The sequence below is a fragment of the Mesorhizobium sp. J428 genome (assembly GCF_024699925.1).
In the GTDB taxonomy this organism is placed as follows: domain Bacteria; phylum Pseudomonadota; class Alphaproteobacteria; order Rhizobiales; family Rhizobiaceae; genus Mesorhizobium_A.
This window is the reverse complement of record NZ_JAJOMX010000001.1, coordinates 986,555-1,005,717: the sequence shown is the minus strand read 5'-3', so window position 1 is coordinate 1,005,717 and position 19,163 is coordinate 986,555. Positions and strand designations below refer to the sequence as shown.

Below are 19,163 nucleotides of genomic sequence, written 5' to 3'. Positions count from 1 at the left end.
CCAGAGGGGGGTATCTCGTGACCCGCCTCTCCGCCGCTTCCAATCTTCCCCCCTCCATCCACGTTCCCGCCTACGACCGTGCGGTGCGGAAGGCTGGCATCGTGCATCTCGGCACGGGGGCATTCCACAAGGCGCATCAGGCGGTCTACACCGACGATGCGCTGGCGGTGGGCGGGGACTGGATGATTACCGGTGTGTCGCTCCGCTCGCCCGACGTCGCCGACGCGCTCAATCCTCAGGATGGGCTCTATACGCTCGTGATGCGCGGGGCCGACGGCGTGTCGGCGCGGGTGGTGGGTTCGATCGGACGGGTGCTGGTCGCGCCGCGGGAGCCGCAGACCGTGATGGCGGCGCTGACGGCGCCGGAGACAAGGATCGTCAGCCTGACCATCACCGAGAAGGGCTATGGCTTCGATCCGAGGACCGGCGGGCTCGACCGCGCGCATCCCTCGGTCGCGCCGGACCTCGCCGACCCGCGGCGGCCGGCGGGTGCCGTCGGTCTGATCGTCGAGGCGCTGCGGCTGCGGCGGGAGCGCGGCGTCGCGCCGTTCACCGCGCTGTGCTGCGACAACCTTCCCCACAACGGCAAGGTGCTGAAGAGGCTGGTCACCGAGTTCGCAGCCGCGGTCGATGCCGAGCTCGCCGCATGGATTGCGGCCAACGTGACCTTTCCGTCGACGATGGTCGACCGCATCACGCCAGCCAGCACCGAGGCGACATTCAAGGAGGCCGAGAGGCTGACGGGTTTCGAGGACCGGGCGGCGGTGGAGACCGAGCCGTTCACGCAGTGGGTGATCGAGGACGATTTCGTCGCCGGGCGGCCGGCATGGGAAGCGGGCGGGGCGATCTTCGCGAAGGATGTGGCGCCTTACGAGAAGATGAAGCTCAGGATGCTCAACGGCGCACATTCCATGCTCGCCTATTCGGGCTACCTTGCCGGGCATCAATATGTCCGCGACGTGATGCGGGACACAGCGCTCGCGCGGCTGGTGGCGCGGCACATGGAGGCGGCGGCGCAGACGCTCGATCCGGTGCCGGGCGTCGATCTTGGAGCCTACAAGGCGGACCTGCTGTCGCGATTCGCCAACCCGGCCATCGCTCACCAGACGTGCCCAGATCGCTATGGACGGGACGCAAAAATTGCCCCAGCGGCTGATCGAACCTGCAATCGCCACCCTGCGAGCCGGCGGATCGCTGGATGCCTATGCCTTCGCTGTGGCTGCGTGGATGCGGTATTGTCTGGGCATGGACGAGACGGGCCAGAGATATGCGCTGCGCGACCCGCGCGAGGCGGAAATCGCCGCCCTTCTGGGCGGACAAGAGGACGATTCTGCCTCAATCGTCGACCGTCTGCTCGCACTGCCCGGACTGTTTCCGCATGAACTTGCCGCCGCCCCCGAATGGCGGCGCGCGGTCCAGTCGCGGCTGGAGACGATGCTGGCCGACGGCATGCGCAAGGCGATCGAGAGCGAGGCTCGGGGGTAAGCGCCGGAACAGCAATTTTTGGGCGCAGAAGGGCGTTGCCGCGGAGAGAATTGGGCGGGCGCGAAGAGATCGGACTGTCGTCATCTTCCGGTCGCGCTTACGAGGTGTCGCAGAACTGGACGCGAAGGAACGCCGCGCCGCGCCGCCGAACGGCTTCGGTAGCGGCCCGGTCCGACCGGCCTTCGCGGCTGCCGGTGTCAGCCGGGGGCAGATCCGACCAGTGGCGGAGTTGCGCGATGGCTTGCACCGCTAGCGCGAGGGTGCGAAACGAGTTTGCGAGTGCCATCGCGTCGTCGGGCTCGAAGCCGTAGTCAATTTCCGGCACAGCAGGCGTCCAGTGCCCGCCCGCCAGTTCCCACGCCTCATCGGAGACGAAATCCCTGACAATGGCGTCGGCCTGCTGAAGGCCCCACAGCGCCGTGCAGCGGGCGTGGTGCGATGCGCCGGCCGCGCGTTCGGCGAGATGGGCCAGCGAGAGCAGCATCATGGCGATGCCGTCGAGAATGTCCCATTTCTTCCTGCCCCGCGCATTCCAGCCCATCGCCGCCTCCTTTCGCGCGGTCATGATGGCGGATGCCGGCCAGGGGGTGGATAAAGAATCTGCAAATCGCGAGCAAAGCTCGGGGTTGATGGCCCTTTCGGGAGAAATCCGTCCACGCCTGTCGTACTCCGACAGGGAGAAGGACAGGCGCTACTGCACCACGAAATAGGCCTCGATCCGGTCCGCCGCCTGACGCAGGACCGGCAGCATGTCGCGGCGCATCTCCTCGACCGTATGGCGGGCCGTCTGGGTCGAGACGTTGATCGCGGCGACGGTGCGGCCGGTGCGGTCGCGGATCGGGACGGCGATGGAGCGCAGGCCGAGCTCGAGTTCCTCGTCGACGAGGGCGTAGCCATCGGTGCGCGCCGTCCGGACGGCGGCGGCGAGGCGGTCCGGAGCTGTGATCGACTTCGAGGTGAGGGGGAGGCGGCGGAGCGCGCGGCGAAGACGTCGATCTCCGCGTCCGGTAGCCCTGCCGCGAGCACGCGGCCCATGGAGGTGCACCAGGCAGGCAGACGGGTGCCGACATGCAGGGCCACCGAGAGGATGCGGGTCGAGCCGACGCGGGCGACATAAACCACATCGAGGTCGGAGAGCACGGCGGCCGAGCAGGACTCGTTGAGCCGTCCGGACACCTCGCGCATGTAGGGCTCGGCGAAGGTCCAGAGCGACGCGCCGCCGATCCAGCTGCGGGCGACCGACAGCAGGCGGGGCGACAGGCGGAACGCACGGCCGTCCTGCAGTGCATAGCCGGACGCGACGAGAGTGAGCAGGAACCGGCGCGCGCCCGCGCGAGTGAGCCCCGCCGCCTCGGCCATCTCGGTCAGCGTCATACCGTCGGGATGGGCGGCGAGGATCTCCATCACACCGAGGCCCTTTTCGAGCGAGCCAACGTGGTCGCGGTCGTGAGGGGAGATTGACGAGGTCCGGTCGCTCATGTAGAAAGTATCGCATACCAAACAAAAGTTCGCAATACGAACTTCGAGCGCAAGGTTGGGCGAGCGCGGTTGAGTCTGGAGCGAGGATGAGCAGGGTCTATTCCAGTATCGAGGATGCGCTCGACTGCATCCAGGACGGCATGTCGGTGATGATCGGCGGGTTCGGGGGCGCGGGGGCTCCCGTCGAGCTGATCCATGCGCTCGTGGACCGCTACAAGCGGACGGGTTCTCCCGGCGGCCTGACGGTGATCAACAACAATGCCGGTAACGGCGCCGTCGGCATCGCGGCGATGATCTATGCGGGCATGGTCGCGAAGATGGTCTGCTCGTTCCCGCGCTCGTCCGATCCGAAGGCGTTCACCGATGCCTATCTCGCCGGCAAGATCGGGCTGGAACTGGTGCCGCAGGGGACGCTGGCCGAACGCATCCGCGCCGGCGGCGCGGGCATCCCGGCTTTCTACACGCCGACGAGCTACGGCACGCGGATCGCAGAGGGCAAGCCGCAGGCCGAGTTCGACGGGCGGATGTATGTGCAGGAGCGCTGGCTGAAAGCGGACGTCGCGATCATCAAGGCCGACGTGGCGGATCGCAAGGGCAACCTCACCTATCGCAAGGCGGCGCGCAATTTCTCGCCGCTGATGGCGATGGCGGCGAAGACGACTATCGTGCAGGCGAGCCGCGTTGTGGAGCCGGGCGGCATCGATCCGGAACACGTCGTGACGCCGGGCATCTTCGTGAACCGGATCGTCGAAGTGGCACATCCCGCCCAGGAAGAGGCGCTGCTGCGCGAGGGAGCGAAGGCATGAAGAAGCTCTCCAACGCCCAGATCGCCTGGCGCGCGGCGCAGGACCTGCCCGACGGCGCCTATGTCAACCTCGGCATCGGCTTCCCCGAGATGATCGCCAAGTTCAAGCCTGAGGGGCGCGAAGTCGTCTACCACACGGAGAACGGTATCCTCGACTTCGGCGAGGCGCCGCCAGCCGGCGAGGAGGACTGGGATCTGATCAATGCCGGCAAGAAGGCGGTGACGCTCAATCCGGGCGCGGCGTTCTTTCACCATGCCGATTCCTTCGCAATGGTGCGCGGCGGCCATCTCGATGTGGCCGTGCTCGGCGCCTACGAAGTGGCCGAGAACGGCGACCTCGCCAACTGGAGCACGGGCCCAGGCTCGGTGCCCGCCGTCGGCGGCGCGATGGACCTCGTGCATGGCGCCAAGCAGGTCTGGGTGGTCACCGACCATGTCACCAAGGACGGCAAGCCGAAGCTGCTCAAGCAGTGCCGCCTGCCGCTGACGGGCGTCGGCTGCGTGACGACCGTCTTCACCAGCCTCGCCGTCATCGACATCGTGGGCGGCCAATTTCACCTTCGTGAAAAGCTGCCGGGCATGAGCCTCGACGAACTGCGGGCCTTGACCGGGGCGACGCTGGTGACCGATGGCACTGTAAAAGACCTGAACGTTCCGGAGCTCTGACATGACCGACGCCTATATCTGCGACTATATCCGGACACCGATCGGCCGGTTTGGGGGCTCGCTGTCGTCGGTCAGGGCGGACGATCTGGCGGCGGTGCCGCTGAAGGCGCTGGTGGAGCGCAATCCGGGCGTGGACTGGGGCGCGGTGGACGATGCGATCTATGGCTGCGCCAACCAGGCGGGCGAGGACAACCGCAACGTCGCGCGCATGGCGGTGCTGCTCGCCGGCCTGCCGAAGGAGATCCCCGGCTCGACGGTCAACCGGCTGTGCGGCTCGGGCATGGACGCGGTCGGTATCGCTGCGCGGGCCATCAAGGCCGGCGAGGCGGAGCTGATGATCGCGGGCGGCGTGGAATCGATGAGCCGCGCGCCCTTCGTGATGCCGAAGGCATCCGAAGCCTTCTCGCGCAATGCCGAGATCTACGACACCACGATCGGCTGGCGCTTCGTCAACCCGCTAATGAAGAAGCAGTATGGCGTCGATTCGATGCCGGAGACCGGCGAGAACGTCGCCGAGGAGTTCGGCGTGACGCGCGAGGCGCAGGATGCGTTTGCGGTGAGGAGCCAGGACAAGGCGGTGGCGGCGCAGAATTCGGGCCGGCTCGGCAAGGAGATCGTGTCCGTCACGATCCCGCAGCGCAAGGGTGACCCGGTGATCGTGTCGAAGGACGAACATCCGCGCGCGGGCACGACGATCGAGGCGCTGGCCAAGCTCGGCACGCCGTTCAAGAAGGAAGGCGGCACGGTGACGGCGGGCAATGCGTCCGGCGTCAACGACGGCGCGGCAGCGCTGATCATCGCCTCGGCCGAAGCGGCGAGGAAATACGGCCTTACCCCGATCGCGCGCATTCTGGGCGTGGCCACCGCGGGCGTGGCGCCGCGCATCATGGGCATCGGGCCGGCACCGGCGACGCAGAAGCTGTGCGCGCGGCTCGGGCTCAAGCCGTCAGACTTCGACGTGATCGAACTGAACGAAGCCTTTGCCTCCCAAGGCATCGCCGTGCTGCGCGAACTCGGCATTGCCGAGGACGCGCAGCACGTCAACCCGAACGGCGGCGCGATCGCGCTCGGCCACCCGCTCGGCATGTCGGGTGCGCGCATCGCCGGCACGGCGGCGCTGGAACTGCGCGAGACCGGCGGCAAGCTCGCGCTCGCCACCATGTGCATCGGTGTTGGCCAGGGCATCGCAATCGCGATCGAGAGGGTGTGAGCGCTCTCGCATAACTCGACGGGTGCAAGCCCCCTCACCGTCTCGGGCTTCGCCCGATCCACCTCTCCCCATTTCATGGGGGCGAGGAGTGGCAGTGTCGGCGTCGCGCCTCGGCGATTGACGTCTCCTCTCCCCCGGGCAGGGGGAGAGGTGGCACGCGAAGCGTGACGGTGAGGGGGTGATTGTGGCGTTGTGGCGTTGCGGCGTTGCGCCGGTGCGCTCGCCCTGGCCCCCTACAGTTCCCGCACGAAATACCGCACCGACCGCTCGCCGCCGTAGATCGCGGCCGATCCCACCTCCCGAAAGCCCATCGCGGCATGGAATGCGTCGGAGCCGGGATTGGGCGGGTCGGAATTGACCTCGCAGGCCACGACGGTGTGGCCGGCGGCGCGGGCCCTGGCGAACAGCGTCTCGTAGAAGGCGCGGGCGAGGCCGCGACCGCGGGCATGGCTGGCAACGGCCACGCGGTCGACATAGGCAAAGCGCGGGTAGCGGGCCTTGAACCAGAGGAAGTTGACGGAATCGTAGTCGGCGTCCTGGTCGAAGGCGAGCAGGAAGGCGTCGGCTTCGCCGGCGCGCAGCGCCAGGAAGGCTTCGCCGACGAGATGCCTGAGCTTCGGCAGCTCCAGCCAGGAGAGTTCGCGCGCATGCTCGTTGTTGAGCGCAAGGATGGCGGGCAGCGCCTCCTCGCCGATGGGCGACAGATCAGCCATTGGCCAGGATCTCGTCGCGCCGCTGGCGCCATTCGCCGGAGGTCTGCGGCTTGACGAAGACGCCGGTGATCTCCGGCACCGCCTCGCGCAGTCTTGCCTCGATGCGCTCGACGCAGGCCTCGATCTCGGGCGTGGTCAGCGTGTCCTCGAAATCGGCGCTGAGGCCGATGACGATCTGGTGTGGACCGATATGGACGGTCAGCACGCCGTTGGCCTTGTGCACGGCGGGATCGGCCTGGACGATTTCGAGCACGCGCGCCTGGATTTCAGGCGAGGCGGGCTCGCCCATCAAAAGCCCCTTGGTCTCGCGGGCGAGGAAGATCGCCGTGCCGGCCAGCACGAGCGAAATGCCGATGGAGGCCGCGCCGTCGAGCTCCGGCATGCGCAGCAGATGCGCGCCGGCGACGCCCGCGAGCGCGATGACCAGGCCGAGCAAAGCGGCCGAGTCCTCGAACAGGACGGTGAAGACGCTGGGGTCCTTGGATTTGCGGACGGCTTCTATGTAACCGAGATTGCCCTTGGTCTTGCGGAATTCGCGCAGCGCCACATACCAGGACGAGCCCTCGAAGACGATCGACAGGCCGAGGACGATGAAATTGACCAGCGGGTTCTTGATCTCCTCGGGATGCATGATGTGGATCACGCCCTCGTAGAAGGACACGCCCGCGCCGAGCGCGAAGACCAGCAGCGCGACGACGAAGCTCCAGAAGTAGATCTCGCGGCCATGGCCGAACGGGTGGCTGCTGTCCGGCGGACGGGCGGCCCGGTGCATGCCGTAGAGCAGCAGCCCGCCATTGCCGGTGTCGACCAGCGAGTGCACGCCTTCCGACAGCATTGCCGAGCTGCCGGTAAACCAGGCCGCGACGAACTTGGTCGCCGCGATCAGCAGGTTGCCCGCCAGCGCGGCATAGATGACCGTCTTCGATCCGCCCTGGCTCGCCATGTCGCCTCCGTTTCCGCTAGAGCATTTCCGGCGAACACTGGTTCACCGGAAATGCTCTATCTCTTTGTTTTTGCGCAATTCCGAACGCAAAACCGCTGCGCACTTTTGCTGGAATTGCTCTAGCCGGCCGCTCAATAGGGCGACGGCAGGCTCTTGTCGGCCTTGCAGCGTTTCAGCGGCAGGGTCTTGCCGGAATAGACGCGCAGGACCTTGTTGTTCGCCGTGTCGACATCGACGCTGATGCAGGCGCAGCCATAGCCGTAATTGCCGTTGGTAGCGACATATTCGCGCTCGTCGAACTCCGGCAGGTTCATCATCACCTCGTCCGGCGCCTCGATGCCCTGCGTGGCGAGGATCCAGGTCGCGTCCTTGTCGGTCAGCCAATAATTGCCCGGCGTCGGGTTTACGAGCCAGCCGCAGCGGTTCTCCGCCGCCCCGGCGGGAAGGACCGCCAGAGCGAGGAAGGCGGCGGCCAGGGGCAGTTTCATGTCAGGGCGTCCTCGTTCCAGTGTCCGAGGCCAAGCATTCGCACGGCGGCGACGATCCGCGCAAAGCTTTTTCGCGCGCGCCCGACCGTGTGCCGCGCGCGCAGATAGCCGTGGACCAATCCCTTCTCCTCGATCGAGATCGCCCTGCCGCCGGCGGCGCGGATGGCGTCGCGATAGGCGGGGCCGTCAGAGGAGAGCGGATCGCACTCGGCGGTGACGCAGACGGTCGGCGGCAGGCCGGAGAAGTCCGTGTCGCGCAGCGGTGCAAAGCCGGCGTCCTTCGACACATCAGCGCCGCCGGTGCGGATCTTCTGGTAGAAGGCCATGTCGCGGATCGACAAGAGCGGCGCGTCGGCGTGGGTGACATAGGAGCCCTTCGTGTGGTCGCCGCCGAGGCCGGGATAGATTAGTACTGGCCGGCCGGCGTATGCGCATGGCGCCGGTAGCGGCCGGCGATCGCCGCTGCGATGTTGCCGCCGGCGGAGTCGCCCGCGAGTACGATGGCGCGGTCGGCATAGGTCTCTGCCGCCCACTCGAAGGCGGCGTAGCCATCCTCGTGACAGGCCGGATAGATGTGCTCGGGACAAAGCCGGTAGTCGACCGAGACGACCTCGAAGCCGGTGCGCTGGCAGAGTTCGGCGCAGACGTCGTCATGGCTCTCCAGCCCGCCCAGCATGAAGCCGCCGCCGTGGAAATAGAGCACCATCGCAGCCGCGTCGGGCCGCGCGGCGCGGTAGATGCGGATGGGGATGTCGTGCGCCGGGGTGGAGATCGCCGTCGTTTCGGTGGCCAGCCCGTCCGGATAGCCGGCATGGAACTCGCGGCACATCCGGTCGTAGATCTCGCGCTGCTCGACGATCGTGTAGTCGATCGTGTCGGGCGGATAGAAGGAGTTGGTCCGCTCGACGAAGGCCCAGGTCTCGGCGTCGAGCAGGTCGGTGTAGTCGGTCACAGTGATTGCTCCGGATCGGGCTTTTCGGACCAACGCACAAATCCCCAGCGTTCCCACTCTGTGAGCTGACGCCGAAGATGGTCGATCCTTCTGGGCTTTCTGACATCGACGTCGACGACACGTTCAGAATCGGCGATCGAAATTGGGCCGAAGGAAGCTAAAGACGTGGTCATGTCCCTTATGCGACTAAGCTCGATGTGGGCGAGGAAGCAAATCCTGTAGGTTGCCTTTACATCTGGGTGAACCACTACTTCCCCTTCCACACCGGATCGCGCTTCTCGGCGAAGGCCTTGAAGCCTTCCATGTTGTCTTCCGAGGCGTAGAGCGTGTCGACGGTGCGGAACTTGCGCTTGGTGATCCAGTTCATCGCTTCCTGGAATCCCATGGACTCGGCCTCGCGGGCGACCTCCTTGATGGCGGAGAAGACGAGCGGCGGGCCGGAGGCGAGCAGGCGGGCGACCTCCCAGACGCGGGCTTCCAGCCGGTCGGCCGGCAGCACCTCGTTGACGAGGCCCCAGCGGTGCGCCTCGTGGACGTCCATCCAGCGGCCGGTGAGCAGCAGGTCCATGGCGACGTGATAGGGGATACGCTTCGGCAGCTTGATGGTGGCGGCGTCGGCAAGCGTGCCGGCGCGGATTTCGGGCAGCGCGAAGGAGGAGTGCTCGGAAGCGTAGATGAGGTCGCAGGACAGCGCCAGTTCGAAGCCGCCGCCGACCGCCATGCCATTGACGCAGGCGATCACCGGCTTGTTCATGTCGATCAGTTCCTGCAGCCCGCCGAAGCCACCGACACCGTAGTCGCCGTCAACCGCGTCGCCGGAGGCGGCCGCCTTGAGGTCCCAGCCGGCGGAGAAGAACTTGTCTCCGGCCGTCTTGACGATCGCCACGCGCAGGTCCGGATCGTCGCGGAAGGCCTTGAACGTGTCGCCCATCATGCGCGAGGTGGCGAGGTCGATGGCATTGGCCTTCGGCCGGTCGAGTGTGACCTCCAGCACGGGGCCGTCACTGCGCAGTTTGATAACGGACATGAACTCCTCCGGCACGATGCTCGTCGTCAAGCTGGGGGCGACCGGCGAGCCGCTCGACGGGGTGGGATATTTCAGGAAAATACCGGTGGGCAATACCTCAAGTTGCGGTTTGGATGCGACCTCGCTGAAAGTCTGAGATCGGGGCGAACACCATCAGCGCGTCCGCCGTCCAAGCGCCACGTTCGCATAGTATGAGTGGATTGACGTCGAGTTCCACCAGTTCGTCGACATTTGCGAGCGCGAAAGCGGCAATGGCTGCGATCGCGTCGATCGCGGCGGCAAGATCGGCCTTCGGCCGGCCGCGATAGCCGTCGAGCAGCGGGAACAGCCTGAGCGAGCGGAGCGCCGCCTCGATCTCGTCACGGCCCGACGGCAAGAGCAGGGTGCGCGAGTCCTTTAGCAGCTCGACCAGCACGCCGCCGCTGCCGACGGTCATCACCGGGCCGAACATCGGGTCGTGGTTGACGCCGACGATGAGTTCGGCCACGGCGCCGGTGACCATGCGCTCGACATAGAGGCCCGTGCCGAGGCCGGCCATGGCGGCGGCAGCGGCACGCACGGCTTCGGCGTCGCGCAGGTTCAGTTTCACCGCGCCGGCTTCGGACTTGTGCGCGACGCCCAGCGCCTTCAAGGCGACGGGATAGCCGAGCGTCTCGGCGGCAGCGACGGCCTCATCGGCGCTCGTGGCGCGCATGCCCTCGGGGACGGGCAGGCCGGCCGCGGCGAGGAGGGATTTGGCGGCGGCTTCGTCGGGAGTGGCGGCGGCGATACCACCCTCTGCCCTGCCGGGCATCTCCCCCTCAAGGGGGGAGATCGGCAGTTCTGCCAACGGGTCTCTTTTATCTGCGTTTGCGCTAGGGGCAGACCTCTCCTGATGCGCAATCTCCCCCCTTGAGGGGGAGATGCCCGGCAGCGCAGAGGGGGGGATGCGGCGGAACCTATCGGCGGTGCAGCCGCCCGCGCCCACGCCTCTCCAACAACCACCGCCGCCTCGGCCGCGTCCATCGACTCGGCGATGCCGAGGATGGGCACGATGCCGCGTCGCAGCAGGTCCTCGGCGTGGGCTTCGGGGATGTTCTCGCCCATCGACGCGACGATCGCGCCTTTCGCGCCGTTCGCCTTCAGCGCCGTCTCGAAGGCATTGACCGTCGGCCACCAGTCGGCGTCCGAACAGCGGTCGGTGCGCGGGAAGTCGAGCACCAGCATGTTGAGGTCGAAGCCGCCGGACACCATCGCTGAGAAGGCCGCGGTCATCGCCGGCTCGTTGTTCCAGATGTAGGTGTTGTAGTCGAGCGGATTGGCGACGGCGACCAGCGGTCCCAGTGCTTCGGCCACGCGCGCCTTGTGCTCGGGCGCCAGGGCCGGGAAGCGGACGCGGCGCCCCTCGGCGCTGTCGGCCATGACGGAGGCCTCGCCGCCGGAGCAGCTCATCGAGGACAGCGTGTTGCCGTGAAGCGGACCGACGGCGTGGAACAGCTTCAGGGTTTCGAGGAAAGAGGGGATCGTGTCGACGCGGGGGATGCCGAGGCGGCGCAGGAATGCATCCGAGGCGGCGTCGGAGCCAGCGAGGGAGGCGGTGTGCGAGACGGTGGCGGCGCGGGCCTGTTCCGAGCGACCGACCTTCATCGCTACGATCGGCTTCCTCAGCTCGCGTGCCCGGGCGGCGAGGCGCTCGAAGCCTGCCACCGAGTCGAAGCCCTCGATGTGCAGGCCGAGGCAGGAGACCCTGGTGTCCTCGATCAGCCCGAGCGCCATTTCGGACAGGCCGGTCTGCGCCTGGTTGCCGGCCGTCATCAGATAGGCGACCGGGAGGCCGCGGGTCTGCATGGTCAGATTGCAGGCGATATTGGAGGACTGGGTGATGATCGCGGCACCCGTCTCGCCTGGCGCGAGCCGGCGGCCGCCGTGCTGGTCGGGCCACAGCAGCGCGCCGTCGGCATAGTTGATCAGGCCGTAGCAGTTCGGCCCGATCACCGGCATGTCGCCGGCGGCCTCGACCAGTTCGCGCTGCAGACGCTCGCCGTCGGCATCGTAGTCGCCGGTTTCGCGGAAGCCGGCCGCGAAACACACCGCGCCGCCCGCGCCCCTGGCGCGCAGCTGACGGATGACGTCGATGGTGAGGCCACGGTTGACGCCGATGAAGACTGCATCCGGCGCGCCGGGCAGATCGGCGATGGTTTTGTAGGCCGTGACACCTTCGACCGTGTCCTTGGTCGGGTGGACGACCCAGAGCTCGCCCGGGAACCGCATCTTCAGCGTCTGCCTGACGACATTGGTGCCGAAGCCGCCGCCGCCGACGACGCAGATGGATTTCGGGCGGAGCAGGCGTTCGAGGCGGGTCATGGGGCGATCGTGGCGTCCGGGTCAGGGACTCGGCTGGAGACGAGCTTTTCGATCTCGACGGCGTAGTCGGCCGCCGCCGTGAGGCCCTTGGGGCTGAGGGCGTAGATGCCCGTCTCGACGCGCTCGAACCAGCCGTAATGGTTGTCGGCCATCAGCCGCCGCGCATGCGCGATGCGGGTCTGCCGCGCGATCTCCGACGCCTTGGTCGGACCCTGCTCGGTCAGCATCCGCAGGCACATGAGCGCTTCCTGGCGGTAGGCGGTGATAAGTTTGCGGCGGGTCGATCCACCGCTGTTGGGATCGCCGACGAGCTTCGCGAATTCGCGTAGCAGTCGGGTCTTGCGCGGCTTGGACTGCCGCGGCCTGTAGGGCGCCGGGTCGCAGTGGATCTCGACGAAGCCGTCGGACAGGCGGACCGTGACGAGGCCGAGGCCGAGCCGTCGGCAGAGCGCCGTGTTGTCGGCAAGCGCAGTCATCGAGGCGCGCCCGGTGCCGCGCGGCACGGCGATGTAGACCGCATCGGTGATCGTCTGCCGAGCGATGGCCTGATGGAACAGAGAGAGCGAGAAGCCGGCCTTCAACTCGACGATGACCGGCTCGTCGCCTTCGCGCACCGCGACGACATCGACGGCGCCGACCTCGCCCTTGACCGTGTAGCCTTGCGCTTCGAGCAGGCGCTTCACGGGGAGATAGAGGTCGGTCTCGCGGATTCGGGTCATAGGGCAAGGTCTAGTCCTTCTCCCCTTGTGGGAGAAGCTGGATCGGCGGAAGGCCGAGACGGATGAGGGGTGTTGGACGGGGCGAGACGCATTGGAGCGAGACGCGACTGGCATCAATCCTGCGCCCTCGCGCTCCACGCAGCCCTTATCCGGCCTCACCTTCGCTGACGCTCCGGTTCGGCCACCTTCTCCCACAAGGGGAGAAGGACAGGGCGCTGCATAGCTCTTCATCCACCCACTGCCCTGAGCAGCGCACGGCTGATGATATGCCTCTGGATCTCGCTCGTGCCCTCCCAGATGCGCTCGACGCGGGCGTCGCGCCAGATGCGTTCCAGCGGCAGGTCGTCCATCAGGCCCATGCCGCCGTGGATCTGGATCGCCTCGTCGGCGATGAAGGCTAGCACCTCCGTCGCCTTGAGCTTGGCCATCGCCATGTCCTCGTCGGTGACGGTGCCGGCGTCGTATTTCCAGCCGGCCTCGCGGGTGAGAAGCTCCGCCGCCTTCAGTTCGGTCGCCATGTCGGCGAGCTTGAACGAGACGCCCTGGAACTTGCCGATCTGCTGGCCGAACTGTTCGCGCTGCGCGGCATATTCGATGGCGTGCTGCAGGGCGCGTTCGGCGCGGCCGAGGCAGGTGGAGGCGACCTGCAGGCGGGTGGCACCGAGCCAGGAATTCGCCACCTCGAAGCCCTTGTGGACCTCGCCCAAAATCTGCTCCCTGGGCAGTCGGCAATCGTCGAATTCGAGGATCGCATTGGTGTAGCCGCGGTGCGAGACGTTGCGGTAGCCGTCGCGGACGGTGAAGCCGGGCGTGCCCTTGTCGACGAAGAAGGCGGTGATCTTCTTGCGTTTGCCGCGCGGCGAGTCTTCCTCGCCCGAGGCCATGAAGACGATCGCGAAGCCGGCGATGTCGGCGTGGCTGATGAAATGTTTGGTTCCGTTGAGCACCCAGTCGTCGCCGTCCTGGCGCGCGGTCGCCTTCATGCCGCGCAGGTCGGAGCCCGCGCCGGGCTCGGTCATGGCGAGGCAGTCCCAGGTCTCGCCGCGGATGCAGGGATAGAGATATTTCTCCTTCTGCGCGTCGGTACCGGCGAGCAGGATGTTGGAGGGGCGTGCGACGCAGGTCCAGTGTAGCGCGTAGTTGGCGCGGCCGAGCTCCTTCTCGTAGAGCAGCCAGGACAGCGTATCGAGCCCCGCGCCACCGACCTCGGCCGGCATGTTGGCGGCGTAGAGGCCGGCGGCCATCGCCTTCTTCTGCAGCTCGCGGATCAGGTCCATCTCCAGCTTGCCGGTGCGCTCCACCTCCGCCTCGTGCGGATAGAGCTCGGTCTCGACGAAGGACCGCGTCGTCTCGACGATGAGCTTCTGTTCGTCGGTGAGGCCGAAGTTCATGGGTGTGACTCCCGTCCCTTGTGCGACGAACCCCCCTCTGGCCTGCCGGCCATCTCCCCCTCAAGGGGGAGATTGGCAGCTTCGGCGACGCGATTAATCTCCGCCATTGAGGGGGAGATGGCCGGCAGGCCAGAGGGGGGTGTTGGATAACCACAACTCAGCCCTTCCTCTTTTTCTTGGCTTCGACCTTCTTCGGCTTCGTCGCTTTCGCCTTCTCCGCCGCCTTGGACACCTTCGCCTTGGCCCCCTTGCCGAGCTGCTTCACATAGGTCTTGTGCAGCTCGCCGGCGCCCCAGCCCTTGCCCTTGTCGGCCTTGGCGAGCGCCTCCATGATGCCGATCAGGTTTTCGTCGCGGATCTTCTCCAGCTCGCGGATCGACCATTGCGAAGACTGGTCGTCGGACTGCGAGGCGATCAGGTCGACCAGCTCGTCGTTGAACTCCGGCACGTCCATCAGCTTGGTCCAGGGCCAAGACAGGCAGGGACCGAACTGGGCCATGAAGTGGCGCATGCCGGCCTCGCCGCCGGCGATGCGGTAGACCTGGAACATGCCCATCTGCGCCCAGCGCAGGCCGAAGCCGTAGCGCATGATGTCGTCCAGTTCCTCGACGGTGCAGATGCCGTCCTTGATCAGCCACAGCGCCTCGCGCCACATGGCTTCCAGCAGGCGGTCGCCGACGAAGGCCTCGATCTCCTTGCGGATGACGACCGGCTTCATGCCGATCCCAGCATAATAGTCGCGGGCGAGTTCGATCGCCTCGGGCCAGGTCTGCTCGCCGCCGACGATCTCGACGATCGGCAGCAGGTAGACCGGGTTGAACGGATGGCCGACGACCAGCCGCTCCGGATGCTTCTTCATCGCCACCTGCATGTCGGTCGGCTTGATGCCGGAGGTGGACGAGCCGACCAGCGCGGAGGAGGGCGCATGCGCGTCGATCTCGGCCAGGACCCTGTGCTTGAGGTCGAGCCGCTCCGGCACGCTTTCCTGGATGAAGTCGGCGTCGGCGACCGCCTCGGCGATCGTCCTGGCGTAGGTGATCTTGCCTTCCTTCGGCAGGCCGGCGGTGGCCATGCGCCTGTAGGCGCGGCGGGCGCCCTTCATCACCTCGTCGACCTTGCGCTTGGCCTCGGGGTCCGGGTCGAACACCGCGACGTCGATGCCGTTCAGCACGAGGCGGGCAACCCAACCCGCGCCGATGACGCCGCCGCCGATGCAGGCTGCTTTGGTGATTGTCATGCGATGTCTCCCGCAAACATGATGCCCCCTCCATCACGCTTCGCGTGGTCCCCCTCCCCGCTCCGCAGGGGAGGATCGGCCGTCGCGATGTTCGCGGCCTATATCCTCCCCCGTTTACGGGGAGGGGGACCGCCGAAGGCGGTGGAGGGGGCGCAAGTTCAGCAACACTAAGCCGCCTTCGCCGAAACCGGCGCGCGCTTGGTCAGGTTGAGCTTCTTGCGCACTTCCTCCGGGCCGATGACGCGCGCGCCCATGTTCTCGATCACCGTCACCGCCTTTTCGACCAGCTGTGCGTTGGTGGCGAGCACGCCCTTGTCGAGCCAGAGATTATCCTCCAGCCCGACGCGGACATTGCCGCCGGTGAGCACGGCAGCCGCCGCATAGGCCATCTGGTTGCGGCCGAGCGAGAAGGCGGAGAAGGTCCAGGTCTTCGGCACGTTGTTGACCATGGCCATGAAGGTGTTCAGGTCGTCCGGTGCACCCCACGGCACGCCCATGCAGAGCTGGACCAGGGCGTCCGGCTTCAGGACGCCTTCCTCGACGAGCTGTTTCGCGAACCAGAGATGGCCGGTGTCGAAGGCCTCGATCTCCGGCTTCACGCCCATCGCCGTCATCATGCCGCCCATGGCGCGCAGCATGCCGGGCGTGTTGGTCATGACGTAGTCGGCCTCGGCGAAGTTCATCGTGCCGCAGTCGAGCGTGCAGATCTCGGGCAGGCACTGGCGGACATGCTCGACGCGGTCGGTGGCGCCGCCCATGTCGGTGCCGGCCTCCTTCAGCGGCAGCGGCTTCTCGACGCTACCGAATACTATGTCGCCGCCCATGCCGGCGGTGAGGTTCAGCACCACGTCGACATTGGCGTCGCGAATGCGCTCGGTGACTTCGCGGTAGAGGTGCACATCGCGGCGCGGCTTGCCGGTCTCGGGATCGCGGACATGGCAGTGGACGATCGCGGCGCCCGCCTTTGCCGCGGCGATGGCAGAGTCGGCGATCTCTCTCGGCGAGCGGGGAACGTGCGGCGAGCGGTCCTGCGTGCCGCCCGAGCCTGTGACGGCGCAGGTGATGAAGACCTCGCGGTTCATTTCGAGCGGCATGGCAATCTCCTCCGTGGCGTTCCGTCCGGACGCCGGACGAAAACCCTGTCTTCGACTGCAGGCAGCTTCCCCCGCCTTGCGCCTCGGCGCTTCACGATTTACGAATTCTGTATGCCGAAAAGCGAAAGGCCATCGATCTTCACGACTGATCAGTCGCCGCTCACGCTGACGATGCTGGTGTTCTCCGGCTGCTCGATCATGTGCGTGGCCTCGGCGGTCGATCCGCTGCGCGCCGCGAACCGGATCGCCGGTCGGACGGTGTTCGACTGGACGCTTGTCTCCGCCGACGGCGAACCGCCGGTCACGACCGCCGGCCTGCCGGTCGCGGTGTCCGGCCGGTTCGATCCGCAGGCCAAGGTGGACGTGCTCATGGCCATCGGCGGGTTCGGCACGCGGCATGAGACGTCCGCCGCGCTGGTCTCAGGCTTCCGGCGCGCTGGGCGGGCGGCGCGGGCCGTGGGCGGCATCGAGGCGGGCGGCTGGCTGCTCGGGCACGGCGGCCTGCTCGAGGGGAGGGCGGCCACGACCCACTGGGAGGATTTCGAGGACTTTGCGGCGCGTTTTCCGGACACCGACGTGCGGCCGGACCGCTACGTGATCGACGGGCCGGTGTTCACCACCGGCGGCGCCTCGCCGACCTTCGACCTGATGCTGCATCTGGTGCGCTCCCGGCTCGGCATGGCGGTGGCGCTCGATGTCGCCTCGGTGTTCATCTACGACCAGGCGAGGGCGGCGACCGACGCGCAGCCGCTGGTCTCGCTCGGCCGGCTCGACGGCTACGACCCGCGGCTGGCGCAGGCGATCCGGCTGATGGAGAGCCATGTCGACCGGCCGCTGACGGTCGCTGCGATCGCAAAGCGGTTGGGCCTGTCGACGCGGGCGCTCGAACTGATGTTCTCGCGCTCGATCGGCGAGACGCCGGGCGCCTATTATCTGCGGCTGCGCCTCAACGCGGCGCGGAGATTGGTGCTCGATACGGCGGAGCCGATGGCCGACATCGCGGCCCGGACGGGCTTCTCCTCCGCGTCGGCCTTCAGTCGGGCGTTCAAGGCCGGGTTCGGCAAGGCGCCGGCGCTGATGAGACGGGCGTGAGCGTTGTAGGGATTGCTCGACGGCGGCGTGACCGCCGTCCAGCCTTGCGAGGTCAGGCCGCCACGGCCGAGAGGTCGGCTGCGGGGTAGTCGGTGTAGCCTGCTGCGCCGCCGCCGTAGAAGGTTGCGCGCTGCGGTTCGTTAAGCGGAGCCCTGGCCTTGAACCGAGCGAGGAGATCCGGATTGGCGATGTAGAGCCGGCCGAACGCCACCATGTCGGCGCGGCCGCTGGCGACGGCTTCCTCAGCAAGCTCGCGGTCGTAGCCATTGTTAACCATCCAGACGCCCGTTCCGCCGGCATCGCGGTAGGCGGCCTTCAGGGCTGTCCAGTCGAAGGGCTTGTCGCCCTGGGTGAAATCGCGCGCGCCGCCGGTGGCGCCCTCGATGACGTGGACATAGGCGAGGCCGCGCGCGGCGAGGCCGCGCACGACATGCTCGAAGAGCGGCTGTGGATCGGGGTCGGAGGCGTCGTTGGCAGGCGTCACGGGCGAGATGCGGATCGCCGTCTTGGCGCCGCCGATCTCGGCGACGATCGCGTCCACTACCTCGAACAGCAGGCGGGCGCGGTTTTCGATCGAGCCGCCATAGTCGTCGGTGCGCTGGTTGGTACCGGAGCGCAGGAACTGGTCGATGAGGTAGCCGTTGGCGCCGTGGATCTCGATGCCGTCGAAGCCGGCCTCCTTTACTGCCGCGCGGGCGGCGCGCCGGTAGTCGTCGACGATGCCGGCAAGCTCCGCACGATCGAGTGCGCGGGGTTCGGAGGTCGGCGCGAACTCGCCGCTGCCATCGGCGTGGATGATGTAGGTCTTGGTCTTCGCCGTGATCGCGGAGGGCGCCACCGGCTGGCCGCCGTTCGGCTGGAGGGACGAGTGCGAGACGCGGCCGACATGCCAGATCTGCGTGAAGATGTGCCCACCGGCGGCGTGGACGGCATCGGTGATCTTCTTCCAGCCGGCCAACTGCTCCGGCCCGTAGAGGCCGGGAACGTCCGCGTAGCCCTGGCCCTGCTGGGTGATCGCGGTGCCTTCGCTGATCAGCAGGCCGGCGGACGCGCGCTGCGTGTAATAGGTGACGCCGAGCGGGCCGGGCACGGCCTTCGGCGAACGGTTGCGCGTCAGCGGCGCCATGGCGAGGCGGTTCGGCAGCGTGATGTCGCCGAGCTTGATCGGATCGTAGAGGGTAGGCATGGGCAGTCCTTGTTGCTGGGAGGTCAGAGGTCGGTGAGGGAGGCGCGGAAGGCCGCGATCGTGTCCTCGTTGCGGGAATAGAAGACCCACTGGCCCACCTTGCTCTGCGTGAGCAGGCCTGCGGAGACGAGGGTGGACAGGTGGGTGGAGACAGTAGACTGCGACAGGCCGCAGCGCTCGAACTGGTTGGCACATACCCCCATCGAATGCGGGTGCTTCTGGTCGGGGAAGTGCGTCTCGGGCTCCTTCAGCCAGCCAAGCATTTCGCGGCGGGCCGGATGCGCAAGGGCCTTCAGTATTGCGTCGCGGTCCATCACTTTTCCAGGATCGACA

17 protein-coding genes and 3 pseudogenes are annotated in these 19,163 nt (G+C 67.2%); 5 read left to right on the top strand and 15 right to left on the bottom strand.

The features are described 5' to 3' along the window. Positions 1-17 precede the first annotated feature (17 nt). Positions 18-1,485, top strand: a pseudogene (locus LRS09_RS05070) (mannitol dehydrogenase family protein). Positions 1,486-1,582: 97 nt separating this feature from the next. Here the strand turns inward: LRS09_RS05070 and LRS09_RS05065 are convergent. Both LRS09_RS05065 and LRS09_RS05060 read right to left on the bottom strand, forming a co-directional pair. After that, on the bottom strand, positions 1,583-2,026 hold the full coding sequence (locus LRS09_RS05065) for a hypothetical protein (protein ID WP_257804660.1): 444 nt from the start codon (positions 2,024-2,026) through the stop codon (positions 1,583-1,585). Positions 2,027-2,176: 150 nt separating this feature from the next. Then, positions 2,177-2,964 (bottom strand): annotated as a pseudogene (locus LRS09_RS05060) (IclR family transcriptional regulator C-terminal domain-containing protein). A gap of 86 nt (positions 2,965-3,050) precedes the next feature. On the opposite strand from LRS09_RS05060, the gene LRS09_RS05055 reads away from it, so the two are divergent. Genes LRS09_RS05055 through pcaF form a run of 3 tightly spaced genes read left to right on the top strand, consistent with a single transcriptional unit; the run spans position 3,051 to position 5,645 of the window. Continuing rightward, positions 3,051-3,770, top strand: coding sequence for a 3-oxoacid CoA-transferase subunit A (locus tag LRS09_RS05055; RefSeq protein WP_257804659.1), 720 nt, complete (start codon positions 3,051-3,053; stop codon positions 3,768-3,770). Then, the gene (locus LRS09_RS05050; protein WP_257804657.1) at positions 3,767-4,435 is read left to right on the top strand and encodes a 3-oxoacid CoA-transferase subunit B; all 669 of its coding nucleotides are present in this window, start codon (positions 3,767-3,769) and stop codon (positions 4,433-4,435) included. Before LRS09_RS05055 ends, LRS09_RS05050 begins: the two co-directional genes overlap by 4 nt. A 1-nt stretch (position 4,436) precedes the next feature. Next, complete coding sequence (pcaF, locus tag LRS09_RS05045; protein ID WP_257804656.1) at positions 4,437-5,645, top strand: 3-oxoadipyl-CoA thiolase; 1,209 nt, start codon at positions 4,437-4,439, stop codon at positions 5,643-5,645. A gap of 233 nt (positions 5,646-5,878) precedes the next feature. Here pcaF and LRS09_RS05040 read toward each other — a convergent pair whose 3' ends face one another. The 11 genes and pseudogenes from LRS09_RS05040 to LRS09_RS04990 form a co-directional block, all read right to left on the bottom strand. Next, entirely contained in the window at positions 5,879-6,358 is a 480-nt protein-coding gene (locus LRS09_RS05040) for a GNAT family N-acetyltransferase (protein ID WP_257804654.1), read from the bottom strand. After that, positions 6,351-7,301 carry a cation diffusion facilitator family transporter gene (locus LRS09_RS05035; protein ID WP_257804653.1) on the bottom strand — a complete coding sequence of 317 codons (951 nt, stop codon included), beginning with the start codon at positions 7,299-7,301 and terminating at the stop codon, positions 6,351-6,353. Before LRS09_RS05035 ends, LRS09_RS05040 begins: the two co-directional genes overlap by 8 nt. 131 nt (positions 7,302-7,432) lie before the next feature. Then, positions 7,433-7,789: a DUF4087 domain-containing protein gene (locus LRS09_RS05030; protein WP_257804652.1), complete on the bottom strand. Its 357-nt coding sequence runs from the start codon at positions 7,787-7,789 to the stop codon at positions 7,433-7,435. After that, a pseudogene (locus LRS09_RS05025) lies at positions 7,786-8,741 on the bottom strand (alpha/beta hydrolase). The gene LRS09_RS05030 and the pseudogene LRS09_RS05025 overlap by 4 nt, the downstream one beginning before the upstream one ends. Before the next feature lie 247 nt (positions 8,742-8,988). Then, positions 8,989-9,768 (bottom strand): carnitinyl-CoA dehydratase, encoded by a 780-nt coding sequence (locus tag LRS09_RS05020; protein WP_257804651.1) that lies wholly within the window; start codon positions 9,766-9,768, stop codon positions 8,989-8,991. Positions 9,769-9,865: 97 nt separating this feature from the next. Continuing rightward, a complete protein-coding gene (locus LRS09_RS05015; RefSeq protein ID WP_257804650.1) occupies positions 9,866-10,462 on the bottom strand; it encodes an acetate--CoA ligase family protein in 597 nt (198 codons plus the stop codon). Further along, positions 10,396-12,111 (bottom strand): acetate--CoA ligase family protein, encoded by a 1,716-nt coding sequence (locus LRS09_RS05010; RefSeq protein WP_257804649.1) that lies wholly within the window; start codon positions 12,109-12,111, stop codon positions 10,396-10,398. Before LRS09_RS05010 ends, LRS09_RS05015 begins: the two co-directional genes overlap by 67 nt. Then, a complete protein-coding gene (locus LRS09_RS05005) occupies positions 12,108-12,830 on the bottom strand; it encodes a DUF2161 domain-containing phosphodiesterase (protein ID WP_257804646.1) in 723 nt (240 codons plus the stop codon). Before LRS09_RS05005 ends, LRS09_RS05010 begins: the two co-directional genes overlap by 4 nt. A gap of 227 nt (positions 12,831-13,057) precedes the next feature. Beyond that, positions 13,058-14,221, bottom strand: a complete 1,164-nt coding sequence (locus LRS09_RS05000) for an acyl-CoA dehydrogenase family protein (RefSeq protein ID WP_257804639.1) — start codon at positions 14,219-14,221, stop codon at positions 13,058-13,060. Between the two features lie 157 nt (positions 14,222-14,378). Further along, positions 14,379-15,458, bottom strand: a complete 1,080-nt coding sequence (locus LRS09_RS04995; RefSeq protein ID WP_257804638.1) for a carnitine 3-dehydrogenase — start codon at positions 15,456-15,458, stop codon at positions 14,379-14,381. Positions 15,459-15,625: 167 nt separating this feature from the next. Further along, positions 15,626-16,552: a 3-keto-5-aminohexanoate cleavage protein gene (locus tag LRS09_RS04990; protein WP_257804636.1), complete on the bottom strand. Its 927-nt coding sequence runs from the start codon at positions 16,550-16,552 to the stop codon at positions 15,626-15,628. A gap of 111 nt (positions 16,553-16,663) precedes the next feature. Between LRS09_RS04990 and LRS09_RS04985 the strand changes: the two genes are divergently transcribed. Further along, positions 16,664-17,644 carry a GlxA family transcriptional regulator gene (locus tag LRS09_RS04985; RefSeq protein ID WP_257804633.1) on the top strand — a complete coding sequence of 327 codons (981 nt, stop codon included), beginning with the start codon at positions 16,664-16,666 and terminating at the stop codon, positions 17,642-17,644. A gap of 52 nt (positions 17,645-17,696) precedes the next feature. Here LRS09_RS04985 and LRS09_RS04980 read toward each other — a convergent pair whose 3' ends face one another. Further along, positions 17,697-18,830, bottom strand: coding sequence for an alkene reductase (locus tag LRS09_RS04980; protein ID WP_257804630.1), 1,134 nt, complete (start codon positions 18,828-18,830; stop codon positions 17,697-17,699). A gap of 23 nt (positions 18,831-18,853) precedes the next feature. Beyond that, entirely contained in the window at positions 18,854-19,144 is a 291-nt protein-coding gene (locus tag LRS09_RS04975; protein WP_257804627.1) for a helix-turn-helix transcriptional regulator, read from the bottom strand. Between the last annotated feature and the right edge of the window lie 19 nt (positions 19,145-19,163).